Here is a 23713-nt window from a genome sequence, read left to right on the forward strand (position 1 = left end):
TCTTCAAGCGTGATGTTTCGACATCAGTTTTGTATTACTTCCACGGTTTACGGTAATTCACTCCCTGCAAATCAAGCAGAGGTAGATGGCCTTTCAAACGTGATAAATAGTCGGTCCAATCTCGGTGTTGTTTGTCTGTCCAGCATGCTTCTGCCATTGCGGTTAAGCGCGGGAAGACCATGTAGTCCATACGAGACTGGTTGTTAATGATTTCGCACCACAATGCTGTTTGAATGCCCCAAATGCGTTTACGTATTGGATCGTCGGCTGGCACTTCAGCGAGTGGTTCATAGTTGTAAGCTTTTTCAAGCGGCAACGGGTTAGCCCAATCCACGCCCGGTTCTTCTGGTGCGTAGTCTTGGGTCATATCTAGGTAGGTGGTTTGTGCTGGTTGTAGCACCACATCGAAACCTTGGCGTGCGCAGTTCAACGCCGCCTCTTCGCTTAACCACGAATAGATCACTGTATCTTTACTGACTTTGTCGCCGTGTTGAGCTTCTTCCCAGCCCAGCATGCGTTTGCCCAATTTACGAAGTTTGTCTTCGGCATAACGCAAGAAGTGTCCTTGCAACTCTTTGTAGTCGCTGTAACCCAGTTGTTCCATTAGAGCTTGGCACGCAGGGCTTTTTGACCAAACCCCGTTAGGTACTTCATCCGCACCGATATGAACATAAGGCGCAGGGAACAGCGCGGAGACTTCTTCCAACACTTTGTCGATAAACTCATAGCTTCCCGGAAGAGCAGGGTTAATGACGTTGTCGTTGTAATGCTGAATACTGCGGTATTCGGTGGTATCTTCTGCTTCAACCAATAGGTGTGGTAACGACTTGATGGCAGCACGGCAGTGGCCTGGTACATCGATTTCAGGGATTACAGTGATGCCTCGTTTCGAAGCAAAGGCAACCACGTCTTTGATGTCTTCTTGAGTGTAAAAACCGCCGTAACGCTCAGCAAGGTGCGTGTACTGTGGCTCATTGGTTTCATCCAACCCACGCCATGCGCCAATATCGGTTAGTTGAGGCAATGATTTGATCTCAATTCGCCAACCTTCATCATCGGTAAGGTGCCAATGGAATGTATTGAACTTGTAGTGAGCCAACTGGTTGATCAAACGTTTGACTTGCTCAACGGAGTGAAAATGGCGTGCACAATCTAGCATCATACCGCGGTAACGAAAACGTGGTCGGTCTTTGATTGAACAGCAAACCACTTCCATTGAGGCTGGTTGATCGCCAACTTTGATCAATTGCAATAACGTTGCACAAGCATGGGTAAAACCAGACGAAGAACCTGCTTCAATTTTGATCGACTCTTCTGCTACCTTCAGCTTGTAAGCGCCTTCATCCAAGGTTGGGTTGCCTTTGAAGATGATCTGACTGCCATTGTCTGATGCGAACTCAAATTGATGAATGCGCTTAAGCTCTTCAAGTAACCACTCTTTAGCTGCATTGGCTAGGTTTGAATAAACCGCAACGCCAGCTTGATGATTAAAGCTAAAGCAGTGATCGCTGACTTCTATATGGTTTGGTTTTGGCAATAAAGGCTGCGCATGCGTCAAGCTGGAAGGGATCTCACTACGTTCACGGTACGGTGAAGCCAATACGATCGGCGTAACATCGACTTGAGCTCGCTGAAGGTTGCCGTTGACTTCAAAGTTGACCAAGGCTTCATTGAATCCATCAGAATAGTAACGGAATGGGTTCGAACCAATACTGAACTCGCAGTAAAAATGATGGTTAGCTGCCAGCACCAACCCTTCTGGTTTGAGGGTGCAGTAGCTGCCAATTTGCTTGAGTTGACCATTCGAAATACTATCCGGCAGAATGTAGCGATCAAAAGCAAAAATCAGGCTCCAATTGTGGAGATCTTGATCGCTCAAATTATGGAAAGTCAGTCCGAAACGGCAGTTTTGCTTTTGTTCTGATAGGACGACGAGATCAACACGATATTCCATATCTACTCCTACGCCGCATTGAGCGAGTAAAGGTTATGTTCAGGTTTACCTGCAAACATAATTGCGCCTTCAATCGCGTCAAACTGTGGCTCAACAACCCATTGCTGAACTGGTGGCGAAAGCCAACGTAAAATACGTTCAGCAATGCTGCCCATTAAACAAATACGCGTTGCGCCGCGCTTGTTTAATGCCACGAGAAACATTTCTATATCAGCTGCGGTTTGCTTCAGCATCTCAATTGCTAGTGCATCACCTTGTTCTGCATGTTGGAAAATTGCAGGAGAAAACTGGCCATAATCACGAGGAAGCGCTTGTTTAGACCAAGCCACCACGTTATCAACGTCATTTTCGAAATGCGCCATGACGTGTTGTGCTAGAGGCGTTTTCTCTCTGATGCCATCTTCTGCTAACAAAACTTGTTGAACTAGGCGAAGCCCCATCACTGCGCCGCCACCTTGATCCGAAATCGGGAATTCGCGACCACCGACAACGTGCTGCTCCAATCCTTTAAGATAGATGCCACAAGAGCCTGTTCCTGCGATCATGATTGCGCCATCTTCGCCATTGTGTGCACCAACGCACGCGCCGTAAGCATCAGTATTAAGAGTCATACTGGCAAACGGATGAGGAAGAGACATGAAGGCTTGCCAAGATGCTTTGTGCTCGGCACCTGCAAGGGCTAAGCCGACATGCATCGATGCAAAATCTTGTTGTGTCAGGCCGCCTTGCTCGGCAGCCGAAGTGATGGATTCAAGAATCGAAGCCATTGCAATTTCAGCGCCTAGCATTATGTTGGCGCTGCCGCTTTTAGCCTCGCCAAGAAAATTACCTTGTGAATCTTTAATCCTGGCTCGACATGACGTGCCGCCACCATCGATACCAACAAAATACATCCCCATGATTATTGTTCCTTAATATTTTTAGAGGTTGCCAACTGAGAAATATGCTGAGCTTGACTCATTATCGCGAGTAAGTACCAAGCGCCATGCGGGATCCATTGTTCACCCCAGCGCCAGTTTTGTAGCATGTCGTCTTTTTGTGCTGGTGGGTTAAATGCGATGTCTTCCTCGTCTTCAAAGCCGCCAGTGATTCCGTTACATACACCGCCTTTAGCGTTGAAGAAACCATATTGAGGAAGGTAATCAGGGTTGTTACGACCGTGGCCATCAAGCATGCACATGTCGTACGGGTTTAAGCCTACAATCCAGTTCAATGCATCTTGAGCGAATACGGAAAGTTGTTGCTGTATTTTTTGCGATGCTATATGCGGTTGAGCAAGATACGCCATGGTCGCGAGTGATCCCAATCGAGCATTCTCGCCTTGCCACCAATAGCCGGATTCATTGTTGTGTGCGACAAAAAATGCATCGCGTTTTGACTCATTTACGCCTTTAACATACTGGCGAGGGTAACCGAATGGGTTGGTCACTTTATTCGATATTTTGATCTCAAACTCACACGCTCGGTTAACGATGCGTTTTACCGATTCTGTCTGTACGGAGTCGTCTTCAATTGCTAGGTATTCGCATAGGGCAATAACTGGTAGACCTGCTTCGGCAGCGTGAAAGTATGGACGACTGCCGTCTTGGTTTGCTGACCAAAAGTGTTGCATCTGCTCGTCGCTCATTTGACGGGCAACTAAGTGTTGCGCCCACAAACGGCTCTCTTCCAAGTAGCGAGTTTCTTTGGTGGCTTTAAACAGTTCTACACTAGCTAGTAGCGCACAGTATTCGTCGATAATGTTTTCTTCACCATCATTGAGGTACTGCGTATTGTGCTCTTTTAGGTGCCAGTAACCATTTTCAGCGGCGTTGCGGTATTTCTGTTGATCGTATTCGCCGTGAACACCTAAACGCGACGCCGCGGCCAGCGCTGCGATGGCGACACCGCCACCTTGTCGAAAGCCTGCTTGGTAGTCGTCAAATTTGTGACCAAGTTGCGTTTCGTAGGCACAGATTTCTCGTTGCGCAGTATCTTTGCTCCACTTATCAAAGACCGTCATGTAGAAGAAGCCTTTTTCGTTTTGCATACGAACAAGGAAGTCTGCACCGAACAGGGCTTCTTCAATAAGACGTGTACGTGTGAAGGCTGCAATGTCTTCGCTTCCTTCAAGCAATGAAAGCCCTTTTAGGATGTTCCAAACCACCATTGGGGTTTGTTGAGGGTTCAAATAATTAGCGTATGAAAGATGACTTAAATATTTGCTAACGTCTCCAGATGCGTCGTACCAGCCTCCGTGTACATCAACCGTTTGGTTGGCGTTGAGCACTGGAACTTGTCGATCTTGTTGATCGAAAATTCCACCACAACGTTGTGATTTGAAGTAGTGGATCACATCCGACAAAGTTTGATCTAACAGAATATGTTCGCCAATGGTGAAAGAGGAAGAGCGCGTATCTTCCACTTGCAGGAAATAGTCGCCTGAATCTGTGAAAGGTGAAAAGTCGATGAGGTAGAAATAGCCCTGATGCCAGTTCGCCACTTTACCCTGTTCTTCAACCGCAAAAGTTGCCACGGTTTGCTCGGTAGTGGCACAAATCAATTGGGCAGTGTAAGAAGACAAGTGTGGTTGTTCGGTCTGGACAATGGCTTTCTTTGGGCCCAGATGTTCATAACCAATGTGGTTAGTCAGTAGCAGCATTCAATGTCTCCGGGAAACGATAAAACAGGAATGGGTCAGGCTGAACCTGACCCTCGTTATAATTAATCTTCAAATAAGTAACAGCGAACAAAGTGGTTCTCAGAAAGCTGAGTGACGCCCGGTAGTCGTTCGCGACATTTATCGGTTGCGTGTACGCAGCGTCCTGCAAATGGGCAGCCGACTGAATCCGGTGTCCAAAGTGGGATTTCCCCTTTGTTGCCTTTCAGCTTCTCGTGGATAGACTTCGATGGATCAGGCACAGCAGATACCAAGAGTTGCGTATATGGGTGCTGAGGATCGTGAATGATTTCCTCAGTATCCCCCCATTCAACCATGTGACCTACGTACATAACCGCGAGATCTTCAGCAATGTAACGCGCCGTTGCGATGTCGTGAGTGATGTAAAGCAGAGACATTTGTTTCTCGAACTTCATCTCTTCCATCAAGTTAAGAACACCAGCACGAATTGACACGTCCAGCATTGATGTTGGCTCATCTGCCAATACCACTTCTGCACCTACAGCGATGTTACGAGCTAGGTTTACACGTTGACGCTGACCGCCAGATAGCTGGTGCGGGAACTTTTGCGCGGTTTCTTTTGGCGGAATCAGACCAACTTGTTCTAGTAGGTCATACACACGCTCTTCCAGTTCCTTTTTGTTGCCTGGTGCAATCTTTTTATGGATCAGCAACGGGCGAGCAATATGGTGAAAGATATTGTGTGTAGGGTTTAGTGAGCCAAATGGGTCCTGCCATACCATTTGTACGCCTTCACGGTATGTCATCAAGTCATGTCGAGAGGTAATATCTTGGATATCACGACCTCTGTATTCGATTACACCCTCGGTAGGGGCGTACATTTTAGCTATCATTTTAGCGGTAGTAGATTTACCAGAGCCTGATTCACCTACTACTGACAAACCGCGGCTCTTGTACATCTTGAATGACACGTCGTTGATCGCGCGCATTTTTGACTGCTTGATTGAGTTACTATTTAAAGGGAAGTCCTTAACGACATGTTTACCCTCAATCAGCAGTTCGCCGAGTTGTTTGCTCATAATTCTCTCCAGTGTAATTTTGTTCTTAGCTAGCATTATTTTTTGTTGTTAAACCTTAGCTTGAGCAATCGTGTCGCCGTATAAGTGGCAATTTGAAAAACGACCAGGTTCAATTTGACGCAGCTGAGTTGGTACTCGTGTACAAGCTTCGTGGACGCGGTCGCAGCGAGCTTGGAATCGGCAGCCTTGAGGAATCTCTAATAGGTTCAAAGGGTTGCCTGGAATACCAGTTAATTTGGTTTTAGGACCAGTTAGTGGAGGGAAAGAGCTACCCAAACCTTTAGTGTAAGGGTGGTAAGGACTTTCCAGAATTTGCTTAGAAGGGGCGACTTCAATTAACTCACCGGAGTACATAATGCCGATTCGATCCGAGAACTCGACCATGAGTGACAAGTCGTGGGTAATGAAAAGGATCGAGAAGCCGAACTCTTCTTTTAGTGCATAGATCTTTTGTAGGATTTCACGCTGAACCACAACATCGAGTGCCGTCGTTGGCTCATCCATGATGATCATCTTTGGATTGAGAGCCAGAGCAATCGCAATGACTAAGCGCTGGCGCATACCACCAGAAAATTGGTGTGGGTAGTCATTCAAGCGGCTTGGATGAATATCAACGATTTCCAACAATCCTTCGGCGCGCTTTTTCGCTTGTTCACGTGTCATGTTGGTGTGGCGCATGATGACATCGCAAAACTGCTCTTCCATCGTAAGCACCGGATTTAATGCGTTCATAGCACTTTGGAACACCATCGACATCTCGCTCCAGCGGAATGATTGCATACGTTCATCGCTGTACTTAATGATGTCTTCACCGTTGAAGATGACCTCACCACCAGTGATGAATGCTGGCGGCTTATGAAGACGCATGAGCGAGAAAGCAACTGTGGATTTACCACAGCCAGATTCACCTGCCAGGCCAAAGACTTCACCTGGCGCAATGTCAAAGCTAACGTTGTTACAGGCGCGGACATCGCCCGCATCTGTGATGTAATCTACGCATAGGTTACGGATAGAAATTAGTGGTGCAGTCATGATTATTTATCTCCGCTCCATAGTGCATTTTGTGGTGCCATTTCAGGCGCGCGCTCTTTCTTGTCTTTCTCTGCCAGTTTCTTCCAGCGTTTCATGCCTTTGTGAGAACGAAGCTGTGGGTTAGCAATTTCATCAACGGCAAAGTTAAGTAGAGCAAGACCAGTCACCAAAAGAGTTAAGGCGATACAAGGTGCTAATACTTCCCACCATGCGCCAATCAACATTGCTGATGAGGTTTGCACGTTGTAAAGCATGATGCCCCAACTGATGGTGTTGGCATCGCCCAGGCCCAAGAACGAGATTACAGCTTCAGTATTGATAGCGAGCATTACTGAGCCGATGAAGCTTGCACCGACAATCGGGATTAGGTTTGGTAAAATTTCAACGAAGATGATGCGGAATGAAGACTCGCCCAATACTTCAGCGGCTTTCACAAACTCTTTCTCACGCAGAGCCATGGTTTGAGAACGGACAACACGTGCGCCCCACGCCCAAGAGGTACCAGCGATAATCAAGGCAATGGTGAGTGGACCTGCTTCGCCAATAAAGGCTGCCAGTACAAAGAGCAATGGGTATTGAGGGATTACCAGCATGATGTTCATCGCTGCACTCAATATGTCATCCACTTTGCCGCCGAAGTAACCTGCCGAGATACCAATGACCGTTGCTAGGAAACATACGATGATGCCAGCACCAAAGCCGACACCCAGCGATACGCGAGCACCGTAAGCCACTTGTGACCAAATATCACGACCCATACGTGAAGTCCCCAGAACGTGATCAGCCTTTTTCGACATAATCAGCGTACGACGATCATCTGCTAGATTTTTAGCTACCCAGCCATCAGGATTATTTTGCGCTTGTTTTACGACAAAGCTAGGGTATTCGTGTGGATTACCGGTTCGCTTGTCTGGCGCATGTTTCGTAAGTAAAGGAGCTGCGATCGCAACGAATACGAATACGGTAACAATACCAAGACCGATTCGAGCGAATGAGTTACCTAAAATAAGTTTGAATAGTTCTTTCATGATTATTTGCCTCCCGTACGTAGGCGAGGGTCTAGAATCATGTACAGCATGTCAGCCATTAAGTTGAAGCACAGCATGAACATCGTCATGATAATTAACTGACCTTGAAGTACTTGGTAGTCACGAGCGTGAATTGCGTTAAGTAGCACGGTGCCTAAACCTGGGTAGTTGAAAATCATCTCGATGATCAATTGGCCACCAATGGCCATACCCAAAGACATAGATAGCGCGGTTACACTTGGAAGTAGCGCGTTACGTGCGGCGTAATTGAAGACGACACGGTTCTCGCTAAGCCCTTTGCCTTTCGCCATCGTGATGTAGTCTTCGGCAAGAAGGTTGATCATGTTGTTACGCATATTGACGAGGAAGCCGCCGATCTGAACGATGGTTGCACAGAATAGAGGGAGTACTGCGTGGTAACCCACGTTTTTGATGAACTCCCAGCTTGACCAATCAGGGATAGTACCTGGCGTGTAAGCATAGCCAGATGGGAACCATTTTAGGCCAATCGCAAAGGTAAACAGCGCTAACATTGCGATAACCATCTGTGGGATAGCTTGAATGATCAATGTACCAGGTGTTACGAATGCATCGTATTTACTACCACGCTTCCATGCGGCAAAAATACCGAGTACAGAAGCGATTGAGAAAGAAAGTACAACCGCAGTACCAGCTAGGAAGAGAGACCAGCCAAATGCACTACCTAGTAAAGAGTTAACTGAAAGAGGGTAGAACTGGATTGATGTACCTAGCTCCCAACTTAGAATGTTTTTAATGTACGAAAAGTACTGAATGTAAATCGGCCCATCAACGAAACCGAGCAGTTCTTTCATTGCTGCGATTCGTTCTGGCGTTACCTGTACAGAAGCGTTAGCAAACATCATGGTAACTGGGTCACCAGGCATTGCTCGCGGAATAATAAAGTTTAACGTCGCTGCAACTAAGAGCGCGACAAGATAGAACGACAAACGTCTTAAAAAATAACCCATAACTCACACCTTACTCACCCAGATTTTTTCCCTGTTTCTGGTTTCAGGTCGCTCCTAGCGAAATTTAGAGCGAAAAATCCCCTGACGACGAGCGCCACATATTGGTTTCGTTAACAAGGGATTTTTATAGGCGGCACACGGGATGTATGCCGCTTGAAATGAACTTCTACTTATTTAACTGGTTTTAGGTCCAGCACGTGAAGTAGACGCTCTGGGATACCAGCCCAAATGTTTGGACGGCCCTTAGGATTTTCTTCGTTCCACCAACCAGTGAAGCGAGTTGTGTTGTATTGATACATGTACGCGCCAGATAGCACAGGAATGGTTACTTGGTCCTGAGCAATGATCTTCTGGATACCATGAGCGATTTCTAGCTGTTCTTGCTTATCAGCGGTTTTGTAGAAGCTGTTAAGAAGACCGTCTAACTTATCGTTCTTGTAGAAGTGCATTGCAAAGCGAGGCATACCGTCACCAGACTGTAGCTTCGAGTTGTAGCCGCTGTCCCAGTACAAGTGTGGATCCGCACCGTGGAAGTAGTTGGTGTAAGCAACGTCGTATGTACCTTCTAGCATTGCTTGGTTGTATACCGAGAAATCTGGAGTACGAGCACGTGCTTTAATGCCTACTTCTGCTAGTTGCTCAACAGCTAGTTGTACAGTGTTATTAAAGTCAGTCCAACCGTTTGGCGATTGAATGAGAAGCTCGAAAGACTTGCCAGATGGTGTATCTACAAAGCCATCTTTGTTTACATCTTTGAAGCCTGCTTTAGCAAGAAGCTTTTTCGCACCTTCGGCGTTGTATGTGTTGTAACCTTTGTACTTGTTGTGCGTCTCTTCGTCAGACCAAGCTTCGAATGCGTAGCCTAGACCTGAAGCGAAGTCATTTACTGTACCGCCACCGTAGAATGCAATGTCGATAATCGTTTGACGGTCTAGCGCCATAGAGAACGCACGACGGAAGTCAACGTTAGTAAGTGCTTCGTTTTTAGCCGCGTCTGGGTTTTTGAAGTTCACTACAAACGCTTGAGTACCCGCTGGTGGGTACCAGTAGTGGTGATTCGGACTTGCTGCAGCGTAAGTGCGGTCGATGTCTGGTACGAATGAAGATGTCCAGTCCATTTCGCCGTTAACGATTTTGCCCAAGAATTGGTCGTTGTTCGCGATTTGTGGCACTCGTAGACAGTCTACATCTAGGTTATCAGCATCCCAGTAATTCGGGTTCTCACACTGAATGTATAGTTGCGGTGTAAAAGTGTCGATTTCGGTAAATGGACCACTACCTACAGGATTTTCGTTTGTGAATGTTGCTGGATCTTTCACTTTGCTCCATACGTGCTTAGGTACAACTGGTACTTTCGCAATTTCGTAAGGAACGTTTGAGTTTGCTTCGCTTAGACGGAATTTAACTTTGTAGTCGTTAACTTTCTCTACGCCAGTTACCCAAGAGTTGATACCAGACTGGTCTAGCTCTGGTTTCTCTTTAACTAGGTTGAAAGAATAAACTACGTCATCAGCGGTAAACGCTTTGCCGTCAGACCATTTTACGCCCTTACGAATATCGAAGGTCACGCTCATTAGGTCATCAGCCATGGTAAAGTTTTCTGCTAGACGAAATACTGGCGTGTTACCGTGCATTTCGTTAAAAACAACGAGCGGCTCGTAAATAAAGTCGGTTGTTGTGTGCAGGTTAGTTGCACCCAAGAAAGGGTTAAAGTTACGAACGAAAGTTGTAAACTCTTTAGGGTGGATAGTCAGTTCACTGCGTTCAGCCGCAGTAGCTACCGATGCAAAACCTGTAGTAGCCGTTGCAATAATTGCTGTTGCTAGTGCTGTTTTTTTAATATTGGCAAGCATAGCTGTTCCTTACTATTTGCTTTCATTTCACTAAATGGAATTGAATGTCATCAATTGATAAACACTCTCTAAGACCTACCTCTTGTTTATGCATTACTCATTACAACATTGAGTTTCGCCAAGAGTGGCCTGTAGGCCTTAGGCAGGAGTAAGAAAACACCTTATCCATAAAATAATCAAACTCGATTCTCGTTAAAAACGTTAAAATATCGTCACTCTCCGTTATAAACGTTATTTTGGCTAATTTTGACTAGAGATAGACCAAAAAATAAACGTTGATATGCGTCGCAGTTTATATCCTTGTTAATAGTAAGTGTTAGTAATTGCTAACCTATAATCTATTTAAAATAAAAGCCTTCTAATTCTCTTCCTGGTTCGGAGATCTCGCTCACATGCAGAAAATGTGTTAATTAATTAGCTAAAAATTAATCTGCCGTTCTGTTGTGATTGAGTTCGCAATCTCTGTCAATTGTTGGTTAAAAACCGTTTGTTATCTGAAAAATAGTCTCTTTTATCGACAGTTTTTTCTCATTTATTGCTCTTTTTTTATTGTGAAAATGAAGTGTTTTATTCGCTCGACTCAACCTAGTTTGGGTAAGTTATATCGATAGAAGCGTATGTTTGGAATGCCTACCATGAACAACTTTGTCCAGAGGCTTATTCGGCATTTTAATGTGGTAACGGTAGAGAGTCGCTGTATTGTTCGTCTTTAGAGAAAGAGAAGGCTTGGATAATAAAAAGCCCAGCGTATGCGCTGGGCTAGTTTTTTTGATAGGTATTAGCTGGTCAACAGTCGCTGTAGTTTATCTCGTTGAGCTTCGATGTACGCACGCTCAGGACTCTGTTCTTTACAGTGTTCAAGGATGAATTCTATCGAGCTCAATACCGTTCTCCAACGTGGCGTTTTTGGCAGCGTTTCTATACGCATGTATTTATCCAAAGTGCGTGTTTGCAGAGTGCTACGGTCAAGATAAACGCGCCATAAGCCACTTTGTTCGGCAAATGCGAATTTACTTTCACCAGTGACTGACTCCCAATACTCTAAGGCATGTGTCATTGCGTCGACCAGAATTTCTCGCATTAGCTCTTGTTTGTCTTTTTTGTTACCAAGCGCTTTGTCTGCAAGGCGTGTAAACTCTCCACCGAGTTCTTTCAGCTTCTGCAGCTGGTCTTTATCGCCATCAAAAGCATAACTTGAAAGCACCTCTACTGCGGTTTCTAGGTTGTGTATGCGAGCGGCATTGGCTCCTCCGCCAACATTAAAGATATACATGACATCTAAGCCTGAGCCTTCAGGTAGTTTAAGAATGTCTGCTTCGATGTTTTGACGAATATCTTCAATATAGATATCAATCTTGCCACAGTAATGAGGTTGTTTGACGGTCAGATACTTAGGTGCAATCAATTCATCGGCAGATGAACGTTTTAATTGTTCTAAGTTACGCTTGAATAGTTTGCAGGCAGCTTCATTAGCAAACCGGATACGTTTATCTTCACGTAAACAGATAATCGCTTCAGGAGCCGATTCCAGTTGTTCCAACAATCGCCCTTGAGTTTCTAATAAGCTTGCCTCTACAGCCGCTCGTTGGCGAAGTTCAGATTCAAGTATCTTATTCTCCATATGGCGCATTTCAGCTTGGCTTGCCGTTAAGTGCGCTTGGATGCGCGCAGCTAGCTCTTGTTTATTGAATGGCTTAGATAAATAGTCGTTGGCTCCTGCTTCAAAGCCTCGCACACGATCTTCTGTTTGACTAAGCGCGGTGAGCATAATGATAGGTAGCTCGGCATGGTCATAAGTTTCACGTAATTCACTGCAGACTTGATAGCCGCTCATGCCTGGCATCATGATATCCAATAATAGGAGTTCCGGTTTTTCCTGCTCAACGAGTGCTAATGTTTCTGGTCCATCAGAGACGGTACGTACGCGATAGCCCTCTAAACGTAAGAAGCTCTCAAGCACACGCAGGTTTACTGGCTCATCGTCAGCGACATACAATAACGGGCCGTCTGGATTCTCTGGCAGTGATAAGTCTTCATTGTTCTCTACATCGATTTCAGGAATCTGGAAGTGTCCGTGCGCTGCAAGGGTTTGAGTTGTTTGGATCTCTTCTTCACTGGCAAGTGGTAACGTGAAACTGAAGGTGGTGCCGACCATAGGCTGGCTGCTGACGTATAACGAGCCACCCATTAACTCAATCAATTGACGGCTAATCGAAAGCCCGAGCCCTGCACCTTGACGATAGCGACTTGCGTCTTGTCCTGCTTGGATAAGTGGTTCGAAAATATGTTCAAGATGTTCTGCAGGAATACCTTGCCCAGTATCCACAACTTGCACACGAACATGATCATCAACCACATTGGCGGAGATAACGATTTTACCTTCTGAGGTGTACTTAATCGCATTACCGATCAGGTTATATAACACTTGTTCAAGGCGTTGAGGATCGGCAGACACCGCTTTCAAGTCCGCTGGTACTTGGTTGATGATACGGATGGTTTTATTTCCAAGTAAATGACTGGAAAGCTCTAGTACCAGTCGCGTTGCACTGGCTAAACTCACCGCTGACTTCTGGATATCCATGCTTCCGTAACGCATTTTATGATAATCCAATAAGTCATCAACAAGGTTTGCGAGACGTTGCCCACTTTTAATGATGATATCAAGCTGATATTTTTGGCTAGCAGGGATAGCACCGTTAGCGCCGGACGCTAAGGTCTCAGCGATTCCGACCATGCCATGCAATGGTGTGCGAAGTTCATGAGAAGTGGTGGCTAAGAACTCATCTTTAAGTTTGTCGGCCAATTGCAGTTCATCATTTTGTTTTTGAATGATCTGGATGTTGCTCTCGAGCTCTTCATTTTGCTTCTTAATGGTTTGAATTTTCTCTCGAATAGAGCGTTGCATTCGTTCAAAACTCAGCGCAAGACGGCCAATTTCATCTTTGCGAACCGTATTAAAGGTGGTGTCATCAAGATCTCCGGCAGACACTTTTTCGGCAGCCCAAGTTAACTTCAGCAACGGAGAAGTAATAAAGTTTGATAAATAATGGGAAGCGATTACCACTAGAATGATGGCGATCAGCATGGCGATAACAAACAGTTTTTCGAGTTGATGAATACGAGCGAAAGCTTCGTTTTCTGGTAATTGCACGACGAGTGCCCAAATAACACCACGCGTCTCAATCGGTGCATAAGCAGCGATGATCTCTTCACCTAAACCGTTCGTGTAAGTGCCGACGCCAAATGCACCAGAGAGTGCTTTATCGATCACTTCTAAGCTGTTCTTAATGTCATCTTGCTTGGTGTTAATTGTGCGAGGTTGGTGATCATTTCCAACCAGTAAGGTGTTAATGGATGACTCTCGGTTGGCGTCTGCGACTAACTTCGTGATGCCATTATTTGGTAAGCGGAACATAGCATAGCTGTGTAGGTAGCCTTGCTGAACAATTGGAGCACCTAACCAAGCGACTTGTTTACCACCTTCCAGTTCGAAATCAGACACAATCACAGGGGTGTAGTCTTCATTCACCTTACGGCGTTCAGTGACGTCATCAGCTAGACGCTTGAAGGTTTTGCCAAGTGCTGAGTCTTTGTAGGGGCCTGATAATAAGTTTGTTCCGTAGTTATCGTCTTTGTTGATCGAGTAGGTGACATTACCGTTGATATCGACCAGCAAAATATCATTAAAATCAGAGCGCTTGAGGAGCTCCAAGTAGGCCCAGTGGTAACGTTTATGTAAGAGTCGGTAACGTTCACTTCCGACATAGTTGGAAGACTCGGGTAACGTTGACGTTTTGATTTGATCTCCGCTGCCTTCAATGTAGCGCTGTTGGGCATTTTTACGAGATTCTTCAATGTCATTGCCTAAACGACTAAAAGCATTGACGAGACCGTAGAATCGACCACCACTGGCGTAAGCCAGTTCAGAGCGCACAAAGCCCATGACTTCGGTTTCCCGCGCCTCAAAGTAGTCGATAATTTGCTGTTGTTTTGTATCTCGAACAGACAACAAGTGTGAGGTGCTTTGTTCTTGCAGATCTTTACTGTGGGACTGTAGGAAAAAGATCGCAGTAATAGTAAGAGGTGTGATACTGAGCACCAGAAATGCGGTCATCAGTGTACTCTGAAGGCGCTTAAATTTCTGTTTTTTGTAGAATTTAAACATGGATAAGATTACAACTCATAAAGGGCAGTTCTAAAATGTACTTCGCTGCCGAGGTTCTCGTTAAAAACGGATAAGATGTTCAACTAGATAGAATTAACAAAATTAACGAGTTTTTTTTCTTTGACAAGAAAGTTAGTTGTAAAGCGTGCAGGGTGACGCAGTTTTTCTTATGAGTGTTGAGTTTTTGAGAAAAAATCGCGCAGGTTTGTACCTGCGCGAGGGAAGATTATGACTTTTTCGCGTAGTAGATAGAAAACTTATTGGTCTTATTTAGCGTCTCGCAATTATTAAACGCTCGCTCAATAATTGGTGGATATTTTAAGAAGCTATTCGCGACAATGATCATTTCACCATGGTTATCGAGATACTTTGGAGCCTGACCCAAGAGTGTTTCTGCTGCGTTGTAGTTCGTATCTAAACCACTGTGGAAAGGTGGGTTACTGATGATAAAACGATAATCGTCGGCAGTGTCTGAGTAAATATCAGAGGCGAATACATGGCCGGTTAATCCATTGGCTTTTAGTGTGGCTTGACTCGATGTGATGGCATACGCGTTAATGTCACACATCTCAATCGCAATTTCTGGATTGGCTTTTGCCATGAAAGCACCTAACACCCCAGCACCACATCCAAAGTCGAGGACTTTACCTGATAGAGTAGGTAAGGTTTCGAGTAATAGGCGGCTACCTAAATCGAATTCGCCATGACTGAATACTCCAGGCAAACTCTTAACAGTCAGTGATTGCTCACCAAGTGTGACCGTATAGGTTTTAAACCAGACTGCTTGATTGAACGGCTTTGGTTCATTGAGGCAAGTGCCCCAGTAAAATGAACAGCGACGAGCGGAATCGTATTTATTGACCGGGCCATACTCTTTGAACATCTTCTCGATGCTTTTAACACCTGAGCGGTTTTCGCCAACCACTACAATTTCAGTGTTCACGCCTAGTTTCGCCATCAACATCGCCAGAAGGTATTCGGCTTCGGCTTTGGCTTTAGGCCAGTACAAAAGCACCATGTCTGCTTGTGTCTCAGTATTAAACTCAGAACCAAAATGGCTTTTAACCTTGTTATGAGTGCGAATTTGACGGTAGAAGCTGTAGTTTGATGTGAAGACTTCTACAGATTCACAGTGTTTGGTCAGTTCAAGTGGAAAGAGATCTTCGACTTCACCTGCAACTAAAACATGTTTTCCGTTGAAGTACTCGAGCTGACGCTGAGCGATTTGGCTAGGAGCGATATAAGCAGACATAAATTGGGTTCATCAGAAATAATTGGGGCAGATTTTCGCACAATCTGCCCCAAGCTTGAAGTGATTAAGCGGTGACTAGCTGTTGTCTTGTTGGTTGAGGAAGTCTTTGAATTCTTCTTCGTAGATATTAAACAGTACCATTGTCACGGCAAAAATCAGTGGACCGTAAATCAGGCCGATCAATCCAAATAGATGCAGACCACCCAGTAACGAGAAGAAAATCATTAGGGTATTCATGCCTGCGCTGCCTTGCATTAGCAGCGGACGCAATAGGTTATCAATAGAACCAACGACGACCACACTCCACACCGTCAAGAAGATAGCCCAAGTCATATCGCCTGTTAAGAACAAGTACGCCGCTGCAGGAATCCAGATTAGTGCGGTTCCGACCACAGGGATGAATGATGCAAAGCCCATCATCGTTCCCCAGAATAACCCCGGGAAACCAGCGAGCCACATACCGATACCGCCAGCCAGACCTTGAGCAATCGCTGTCATGAATGAGCCCATCACGGCTGATTTAGAAACTTGCTCTATCTCTGTCAATATGCGGTCTTCTTGGCTACGTGAGAGTGGCAGAATATGACGAATCGCAGAGATAATTTTGTCGTGGTCACGAAGCAGAAAAAACAGCACAAACAGCATCAGGAAGAAGTTCATTAGGAAGTTGGTGGCGTCTCCTAAAATTTTGGCGCTGATAGCAACTAGGTTAGAGCCAAACGATGTGGCAAATTGACCAATTTTTTCCGCAATGGCTTTTGGCTCGATTTTATCGAAAGGTAAGTACTCATTAACTATAGCTAAACCTTTGATAACGAAAGGATGTTGGAATATATCTTGGATGCCGCCATTAGTGACCCAGTTGTACGTATTTTGTGAAAAAACAGAGCCTTGCTGAACAATGGCTGCAAATACAAATAGCAGTGGGATAACGATAATAAACGTCAAGACGACACATGACAGCAGCGCGGCCATATTGGGGTGCTTGGGAATTTTCCGCTCAAACCATTCGTGTACCGGAAACATGAGCAAAGAAATGATAAAAGCCATCACAATGGAATTGATGTATGGCTCAACCAATAAGTAGCAAGCAAAAGCAGCGGCGAGTAAAGCGACCATTAGCACTCGGTGACTCGACGTTATTTTTACATTATTTGGCATGAGATTAGTCCAACTTACAGGTGACGTTTACGGTTTTCGCCTTCAAAGATGGCGTTGAACCTTTATTACTTTGCACTCTTAACTCTTTCAACCTTATGACAATGCCGAATTAGAGCAGAGCAATATACCTTGTTATAATGACCACAAATCAGTCGGTTATCAATCAAGAGATGAACTATGGGTTGTTGCAACGGTGATAAAAAGTGTCAAACCGAGAAAAAAGCCAAACGAATACCGTGGTTTGGCATTGTTATTGGTGTTTTAGCAGTATTGGTTATATTGAATTGGCAATAAAAAAGGACCGTGATGGTCCTTTTTTAAATTAGTTATCGCAGCTTTTAAGCGATTATTTTACTTCTTCTGCAAGAGTTGCAAAACAGCGGTCAGCCGCTTCTAGCGTGGCATCGATTTCTTTTGAACCGTGAGCAAGGGAAGTAAAGCTCGCTTCGAACGCTGAAGGCGCTAGGTAGACACCGTGTTTGAGCATTAAGTGGAAGAAGCGCTTGAAGCGTTCCACATCGCACTTCGTTACGTCTTCGTAGCAAGTCACTTTTTCTTGGTCAGTGAAGAAGAAGCCGAACATGCCACCGACTTGGTTCACAACCAGAGGAATACCGTGTTTCTCTGCTAGAGACTTAAAGCCATCTGCTAGTTGTTTGGTTTTTGAAGCTAGACGTTTTTCGTTGCCTTCTTCTTTAAGAAGGTTCAAACATGCATAGCCTGCAGCCATTGCGACAGGGTTGCCAGAAAGCGTACCCGCTTGGTAAACCGGACCCGTTGGCGCAACATATTGCATTACTTCTTTACGACCACCGAAAGCACCCACTGGCATACCACCACCGATCACTTTACCCAGTGTCGTTAGGTCTGGCTTGATGTTGTAGTGCGCTTGTGCGCCACCAAGTGCCACACGGAAGCCTGTCATAACTTCATCAAAAATCAGTAGCGCGCCTTCTTGATCACAGATTTCACGTAGACCTTCGTGGAAGCCTTCCACTGGTGGAATACAGTTCATGTTGCCTGCAACTGGCTCAACGATGATACAAGCGATTTCGCCTTTGTTAGCAGCGAATAGCTCGCGTACAGAATCTAGGTCGTTGAATGTTGCAGTTAGTGTGTGCTTAGCAAAGTCTGCAGGAACGCCAGGAGAGCTTGGTTGACCAAGGGTCAATGCGCCAGAGCCCGCTTTGACTAGCAAGCTGTCAGCGTGGCCGTGGTAACAACCTTCAAATTTCATGATCTTGTCGCGACCAGTGAAGCCACGTGCAAGGCGAATAGCGCTCATAGTCGCTTCGGTACCAGAACTTACCATGCGGATTTGCTCCATTGATGGAACAAGTTCAGAAACTAACTCTGCCATCGCGATTTCAAGTTCTGTCGGCGCGCCGAAGCTAAGGCCACGTTGCGCTGCGTCAATGACGGCTTCGCGGATAACCGCGTGGTTGTGGCCAAGAATCATTGGACCCCAAGAGCCAACGTAATCAATGTACGCTTTACCATCGGCATCAAAAATCAGTGGACCGTCTGCTCGTTCGATAAATAGCGGAGAGCCGCCAACGCCGTTGAATGCACGAACTGGTGAATTGACACCGCCAGGGATGGTTTGCTGAGCTTTTTGATACAGCTCTGATGATTTGGTCATGGGGTTATCCTCTTTTGATTGCTCGGACCAAGTGGAGCGCATTGTACCTAGCTATAATCAAGTTAGAAACGTTTTGCTTAATTTATGTGTTGTTTCGCAGTGTAATCTTATATATCCGCATCTGTTATAAAGAATCGGCGGTGAATACTTGAACGAGTTTGTCAGGTATTGGATAATCGTCTCAATTAGCACAAATTTGACGTCTTGCTTCAGGCTTGACGCATTACACGAGTGAGAGAGGTCTTCGTGAGTGAAGTAAACGTACCATTATCTTTTTCTGACGCAGCAGCATCTCGCGTTAAAGCATTGATTGCTGAAGAAGAAAACCCAGCATTGAAACTGCGCGTATACATTACTGGTGGCGGCTGTAGCGGCTTCCAATACGGCTTTACTTTTGATGAAAATGTAAACGAAGGCGATACGACAATCGTAAACAGTGGTGTAACACTGGTTGTAGACCCTATGAGTCTGCAATATCTCGTTGGCGGCATTGTTGACTACACAGAAGGGTTAGAAGGAGCGCGCTTCTTTGTAAACAACCCAAATGCAACGACAACATGTGGTTGTGGTGCATCGTTCAGTGTGTAATTAACACTAATCAGGCAGCCAGTGGCTGCCTGAACTTTACGTAGAAGGATGTCACGTAAAGTCGCTCTCGCAGAATATGCAGAGAAATAATAAAAAGGACTTTATATGTCTGGATCGTCTTTCGGACGTCGCATTGTCGAGCGCCCGTGGCTAGTATCTCTTATCCTCATATTGCTTCTTGTTGCATGGCTGGCAATCGGTCAACTGAAAGCACAAGATGATAATCTCAATTCTTCATCCTCTTCAACGAACACCACGCCACTTGCAAAGGTGATGTTTGACACTTTTATTGCTGAACCCACAAGTAAAACCATCGAACTGTATGGACGGACTGCCCCCAATCGTCAAGCGCGCCTTGGCGCTGAAGTCGCCGGTAAAATAGTCAGCCTCAATATAGAAAAAGGTCAAACAGTCAAGCAGGGGCAAGTGATCGCAAGCATCGACAAGCGCGATCTTGGTATTCAGCTCAAGCGGGCTCAGGCGATGCTGTTGGTTAAAGAGAAAGAGTTTAATGCAGCTCAGTCGCTAAAAAGTCGCGGACTACAGGGCGAAGTTGCGTTTGCGACAGCACAAGCGGCATTGGTGGATGCTCGAGCGAATTTGAGCAACGTGCAAACGGCATTAAGAAATACCGAGGTGAAAGCACCATTCGATGGCATTGTTGATCACCACTTTGTTGAGTTAGGAGACTTTGTAGGGATTGGCGATCCTATTGCGACGGTCATTGATTTGGATACTTTGGTGATTGAAGCCGATGTCAGTGAGCGGCATATACAATACCTTAAGGAAGGTCTACAAGCCGATGTAAGAACCATTAACCAACAGCATTATCAAGGTCGGGTACGCTACATTGGGCGTGTTTCTTCTGCTTCTACTAACACCTTTCCAATTGAAATCGAAATTGATAACCAAGACGCAAGAATTCCGGCCGGTATGAGCGCTGAAGTACAGTTGCCGTTGAGTGAAGTGTTAGCGGTAAAGATTACGGCTGCAATGCTAGCACTAGATGAAGAAGGTAATTTAGGTGTTAAAACACTGCGTAATGAGCATGTGGAATTTGTTCCGATTCAGCTCGTTAAGGCCGAGGGTGATGGTGTTTGGCTCTCTGGGTTAGGAGAGCGAGCCGATATTATCGTGCTGGGGCAAGGTTTTGTACGCGATGGCGATCAGGTACTGGCCAACAAAGTTGATGACGTAGTTGTTGAAGCGGCTAGTGAGCAGTAAGGAGCACTTATGTACACTCTGATTGATGCTGCGTTATCCCGCGCTCGCACCATGCTGACATTATTAGTGATGATTTTAATTGCCGGTGTCATTACTTACGTCACGATCCCCAAGGAATCGAGCCCTGATATTACCATTCCTATTATCTACGTTTCCGTTGGACATCAAGGCATTTCTCCCGTCGATGCCGAGCGTTTATTAGTTCGGCCAATAGAGCAAGAGTTGCGCTCTATTGAAGGCGTAAAAGAGATGACCTCTGTAGCATCAGAAGGTCATGCTTCGGTGACGCTGGAATTTAGTGTTGGAGTGGATCTTGATAAAGCGATGGCAGATGTCCGAGACGCCGTTGACCTTGCGAAGCCAAAATTACCAGAGGACAGTGATGAGCCAACGGTAAATGAAGTCACGTTTGCATCTGAAGAGCCTGTTTTGACTGTTGTTCTATATGGCACCGTACCAGAGCGGACCATTGTACAGATTGCCAGAACGCTACGTGATCGTTTGGAGAGTTTCCGTCAGGTTCTTGAGGTTGAAATCGCAGGGGATCGTGAAGACATCGTGGAGATAGTTGTCGATCCGCTATTGATGGAAAGCTACGGTCTCGATCAAGCGGATATTTATAATTTAATCGCCTTGAATAACCGAGTGGTTGCAGCGGGATTTGTCGATACTGGGTATGGACGCTTTTCGGTAAAAGTCCCATCGGTGTTTGATTCTCTGAAAGATGTGCTTGAATTGCCTATCAAAGTGAATGGCAAAGAAGTGATCACCTTTGGCGATGTGGCGACAGTACGACGTGCATTTCGCGACCCTGAAAGTTTTGCTCGTTTAGATGGTGAGCCTGCCATTGTGCTTGACGTGAAAAAGCGTGCGGGCGAGAACATTATTGAAACCGTAGCGTTAGTCAAAGAGGTGATTGCTCAAGGACAACTGCGAGCGGAGTGGCCAAGTAATTTGCAAGTTAAATACACTTGGGATCAATCCGACGATGTCAAATTGATGCTCAGTGATCTACAAAACAATATCTTATCCGCAATTATCCTCGTAGTTATCGTCATTATCGCCATATTGGGGGTTAGGACCGCGCTTCTCGTGGGGATTTCTATTCCAGGATCGTTCTTGACTGGGTTGTTGGTGTTATCGGTATTTGGGCTGACGGTCAATATCGTCGTACTGTTTGCTTTAATTATGGCGGTAGGCATGTTGGTGGATGGTGCCATTGTGGTGACAGAGTTTGCAGATCGGCGCATGCAAGAAGGAACGCCACGTAAAGAAGCCTATCGAGATGCAGCAAAGCGAATGGCCTGGCCTATTACCGCATCCACAGCAACCACATTGGCTGCGTTTGCTCCGTTACTTTTCTGGCCAGACATTACTGGTGAGTTCATGAAGTACTTACCACTTACTTTAATTGCTACTTTGGCCGCTTCGCTGATGATGGCTCTACTGTTCGTTCCTGTCATCGGTGGGATCATTGGCAAGCCTCAAGTAGTCAATCAGAAAGCTCAGCGAGAAATGGTTGAGCTGCATAACGGCAACTTTGAAAAAGCGACAGGCATTACCAAGCTTTATTACCAGACTCTGTCGGTAGCGATTCGTCATCCATGGAAAGTCTTACTCAGCGCGATACTACTAGCGGCAGGTGTCGGCTTCACTTACAACAAAGCTGGCTTGGGTGCAGAGTTTTTCCCTGAAGTGGACCCTGCCTTTTTTACCGTTAAAGTTCGTTCTTATGGTGACCTGTCTATTCACGAAAAAGATGTTGTTATGCGCGAAATCGAGAAGGTGATGCTCGGTCATGACGAGTTTGAAAGTGTCTACACGCGCACGGGGTCGAGCGATAATGGGGACGAGATTGGCCAGATTCAGATAACGCCTGTGGATTGGCAGTATCGACGAAAAGTGAAAACCATTATTGAGGAACTAAAAGAGACCACAGATCGCTTTTATGGTGTTGAACTTGAGTATAAATTCCCGGACGCAGGACCGCCTGTCGAGCATGATCTCGTGATTGAAGTGTCATCACGAAACTTGAGTGTTAGTGTGTTAGATGAAGCGGCCAAACAAGTCCGACACTGGGCTGATGGTAATCCTGCACTGACCAATTTGAGTGATACCACTAATAAGGAAGGGATTGATTGGCAAATTGATATCCAGCGAGATGACGCTTCTCGCTTTGCAGCGGATGCTACCTTAGTCGGGAATACCGTCCAGTTTGTTACGAACGGTTTGAAAATAGGCGATTATTTGCCCGATGATGCGGATGAAGAAGTCGATATTTTGGTGCGCTATCCGCAAGATAAGCGCGACATAGGTCGATTTGATCAACTGAGAGTGAAAACGGCAGCTGGTCTGGTGCCAATCACGAACTTTGCTCAAATTAAGCCAGATCATAAGCAAGATACCATTCGTCGTGTAGACGGCCATCGAGTTATCAATATCAAAGCAGACATGGTGGAAGGTTACAATTTGGCGCTTGAGCTACCGAAGATTGCCGCTGGAATGGAACAGCTCGACTTACCGGAAGGCATTGAATATAAGATTCGGGGTCAAAATGAAGAGCAGGAAAACTCATCAGCATTCTTACAAAATGCTTTTATTGTCGCGCTTGGTGTGATGGCTCTGATTTTAATTACGCAGTTTAATAGCTTTTATCAAGCTTTCTTAATCCTCAGTGCTGTGTTGTTTTCTACCGTTGGGGTCTTTGCTGGGTTGCTTATTTTCCAAAAGCCATTTGGCATCATCATGTCGGGAATAGGGGTGATTGCGCTTGCAGGTATTGTTGTTAATAACAACATCGTATTAATCGATACTTATAATCAGATGCGTAAACGTGGCTTAGAGAAATCTGAGGCGATCTTGCGCACAGGTGTGCAGCGTTTAAGGCCCGTTTTACTCACGACGGTGACCACCATACTAGGCTTATTACCAATGGTGCTAGAAATGAACATCGACTTAGTTAACCAAAAAGTGGAATTTGGCGCGCCAAGCACTCAATGGTGGTCTCAACTTGCGACGGCTGTCGCGGGTGGGTTGGCGTTTGCGACTTTGTTAACGCTGGTTCTGACACCATGCTTGCTCATGCTCGGGAGAGAGCATCACTCCGAAAAGTAAGCTTCATCGTGA

Annotated in this window: 15 protein-coding genes; 3 read left to right on the forward strand and 12 right to left on the reverse strand. The window is 45.6% G+C overall.

Going from position 1 to position 23713, the window contains the following annotated elements; genetic code table 11:
* Positions 1 to 34: 34 nt before the first annotated feature.
* The 12 genes from MTR11_RS18435 to hemL form a co-directional block, all read right to left on the reverse strand.
* Positions 35 to 1954: a beta-N-acetylhexosaminidase gene (locus tag MTR11_RS18435; RefSeq protein WP_243328175.1), complete on the reverse strand. Its 1920-nt coding sequence runs from the start codon at positions 1952 to 1954 to the stop codon at positions 35 to 37.
* An 8-nt stretch (positions 1955 to 1962) separates the two neighbouring features.
* Positions 1963 to 2853: an N-acetylglucosamine kinase gene (locus MTR11_RS18440; protein ID WP_114323607.1), complete on the reverse strand. Its 891-nt coding sequence runs from the start codon at positions 2851 to 2853 to the stop codon at positions 1963 to 1965.
* A gap of 2 nt (positions 2854 to 2855) precedes the next feature.
* Positions 2856 to 4595, reverse strand: coding sequence for a glycoside hydrolase family 9 protein (locus MTR11_RS18445; RefSeq protein WP_243328176.1), 1740 nt, complete (start codon positions 4593 to 4595; stop codon positions 2856 to 2858).
* Between the two features lie 62 nt (positions 4596 to 4657).
* A complete protein-coding gene (locus MTR11_RS18450; protein ID WP_005394711.1) occupies positions 4658 to 5653 on the reverse strand; it encodes an ABC transporter ATP-binding protein in 996 nt (331 codons plus the stop codon).
* Between the two features lie 48 nt (positions 5654 to 5701).
* Positions 5702 to 6685, reverse strand: coding sequence for an ABC transporter ATP-binding protein (locus MTR11_RS18455; protein WP_005394709.1), 984 nt, complete (start codon positions 6683 to 6685; stop codon positions 5702 to 5704).
* A 2-nt stretch (positions 6686 to 6687) separates the two neighbouring features.
* Positions 6688 to 7713 carry an ABC transporter permease gene (locus MTR11_RS18460; RefSeq protein WP_005394707.1) on the reverse strand — a complete coding sequence of 342 codons (1026 nt, stop codon included), beginning with the start codon at positions 7711 to 7713 and terminating at the stop codon, positions 6688 to 6690.
* Positions 7714 to 7715: 2 nt separating this feature from the next.
* The gene (locus MTR11_RS18465) at positions 7716 to 8702 is read right to left on the reverse strand and encodes an ABC transporter permease (protein WP_005394705.1); all 987 of its coding nucleotides are present in this window, start codon (positions 8700 to 8702) and stop codon (positions 7716 to 7718) included.
* 170 nt (positions 8703 to 8872) lie between these two features.
* Complete coding sequence (locus MTR11_RS18470) at positions 8873 to 10555, reverse strand: ABC transporter substrate-binding protein (RefSeq protein ID WP_005394703.1); 1683 nt, start codon at positions 10553 to 10555, stop codon at positions 8873 to 8875.
* A 778-nt stretch (positions 10556 to 11333) separates the two neighbouring features.
* Positions 11334 to 14720, reverse strand: coding sequence for a response regulator (locus MTR11_RS18475; RefSeq protein ID WP_243328177.1), 3387 nt, complete (start codon positions 14718 to 14720; stop codon positions 11334 to 11336).
* A 226-nt stretch (positions 14721 to 14946) separates the two neighbouring features.
* Positions 14947 to 15972 carry a 16S rRNA (guanine(1207)-N(2))-methyltransferase RsmC gene (rsmC, locus tag MTR11_RS18480; RefSeq protein ID WP_243328178.1) on the reverse strand — a complete coding sequence of 342 codons (1026 nt, stop codon included), beginning with the start codon at positions 15970 to 15972 and terminating at the stop codon, positions 14947 to 14949.
* A 75-nt stretch (positions 15973 to 16047) separates the two neighbouring features.
* Positions 16048 to 17133, reverse strand: a complete 1086-nt coding sequence (locus MTR11_RS18485; protein WP_048625951.1) for an AI-2E family transporter — start codon at positions 17131 to 17133, stop codon at positions 16048 to 16050.
* Between the two features lie 346 nt (positions 17134 to 17479).
* A complete protein-coding gene (gene hemL / locus MTR11_RS18490; protein ID WP_203346944.1) occupies positions 17480 to 18775 on the reverse strand; it encodes a glutamate-1-semialdehyde 2,1-aminomutase in 1296 nt (431 codons plus the stop codon).
* A gap of 246 nt (positions 18776 to 19021) precedes the next feature.
* Between hemL and erpA the strand changes: the two genes are divergently transcribed.
* The 3 genes from erpA to vmeK all read left to right on the forward strand — a co-directional run bounded on the left by erpA (position 19022) and on the right by vmeK (position 23701).
* Positions 19022 to 19363, forward strand: coding sequence for an iron-sulfur cluster insertion protein ErpA (gene erpA, locus MTR11_RS18495; protein WP_005380031.1), 342 nt, complete (start codon positions 19022 to 19024; stop codon positions 19361 to 19363).
* 105 nt (positions 19364 to 19468) lie between these two features.
* Entirely contained in the window at positions 19469 to 20587 is a 1119-nt protein-coding gene (locus MTR11_RS18500; protein WP_243328179.1) for an efflux RND transporter periplasmic adaptor subunit, read from the forward strand.
* Positions 20588 to 20596: 9 nt separating this feature from the next.
* Positions 20597 to 23701, forward strand: a complete 3105-nt coding sequence (vmeK, locus tag MTR11_RS18505; RefSeq protein WP_243328180.1) for a multidrug efflux RND transporter permease subunit VmeK — start codon at positions 20597 to 20599, stop codon at positions 23699 to 23701.
* Positions 23702 to 23713: the final 12 nt, after the last annotated feature.

It is taken from the genome of Vibrio sp. CCB-PB317, assembly GCF_022808245.1.
GTDB classification, from domain to species: domain Bacteria; phylum Pseudomonadota; class Gammaproteobacteria; order Enterobacterales; family Vibrionaceae; genus Vibrio; species Vibrio diabolicus.

Excerpts from the sequence above, each read along its gene's own strand:
- MTR11_RS18460 (WP_005394707.1), bottom strand. The coding sequence starts at position 7,713 with ATGAAAGAACTATTCAAACTTATTTTAGGTAACTCATTCGCTCGAATC.
- MTR11_RS18475 (WP_243328177.1), bottom strand. The coding sequence starts at position 14,720 with ATGTTTAAATTCTACAAAAAACAGAAATTTAAGCGCCTTCAGAGTACA.
- MTR11_RS18450 (WP_005394711.1), bottom strand. The coding sequence starts at position 5,653 with ATGAGCAAACAACTCGGCGAACTGCTGATTGAGGGTAAACATGTCGTT.
- vmeK (WP_243328180.1), top strand. The coding sequence starts at position 20,597 with ATGTACACTCTGATTGATGCTGCGTTATCCCGCGCTCGCACCATGCTG.
- MTR11_RS18500 (WP_243328179.1), top strand. The coding sequence starts at position 19,469 with ATGTCTGGATCGTCTTTCGGACGTCGCATTGTCGAGCGCCCGTGGCTA.
- MTR11_RS18435 (WP_243328175.1), bottom strand. The coding sequence starts at position 1,954 with ATGGAATATCGTGTTGATCTCGTCGTCCTATCAGAACAAAAGCAAAAC.
- MTR11_RS18455 (WP_005394709.1), bottom strand. The coding sequence starts at position 6,685 with ATGACTGCACCACTAATTTCTATCCGTAACCTATGCGTAGATTACATC.
- MTR11_RS18465 (WP_005394705.1), bottom strand. The coding sequence starts at position 8,702 with ATGGGTTATTTTTTAAGACGTTTGTCGTTCTATCTTGTCGCGCTCTTA.
- MTR11_RS18470 (WP_005394703.1), bottom strand. The coding sequence starts at position 10,555 with ATGCTTGCCAATATTAAAAAAACAGCACTAGCAACAGCAATTATTGCA.
- rsmC (WP_243328178.1), bottom strand. The coding sequence starts at position 15,972 with ATGTCTGCTTATATCGCTCCTAGCCAAATCGCTCAGCGTCAGCTCGAG.
- MTR11_RS18445 (WP_243328176.1), bottom strand. The coding sequence starts at position 4,595 with ATGCTGCTACTGACTAACCACATTGGTTATGAACATCTGGGCCCAAAG.
- MTR11_RS18485 (WP_048625951.1), bottom strand. The coding sequence starts at position 17,133 with ATGCCAAATAATGTAAAAATAACGTCGAGTCACCGAGTGCTAATGGTC.
- hemL (WP_203346944.1), bottom strand. The coding sequence starts at position 18,775 with ATGACCAAATCATCAGAGCTGTATCAAAAAGCTCAGCAAACCATCCCT.
- MTR11_RS18440 (WP_114323607.1), bottom strand. The coding sequence starts at position 2,853 with ATGGGGATGTATTTTGTTGGTATCGATGGTGGCGGCACGTCATGTCGA.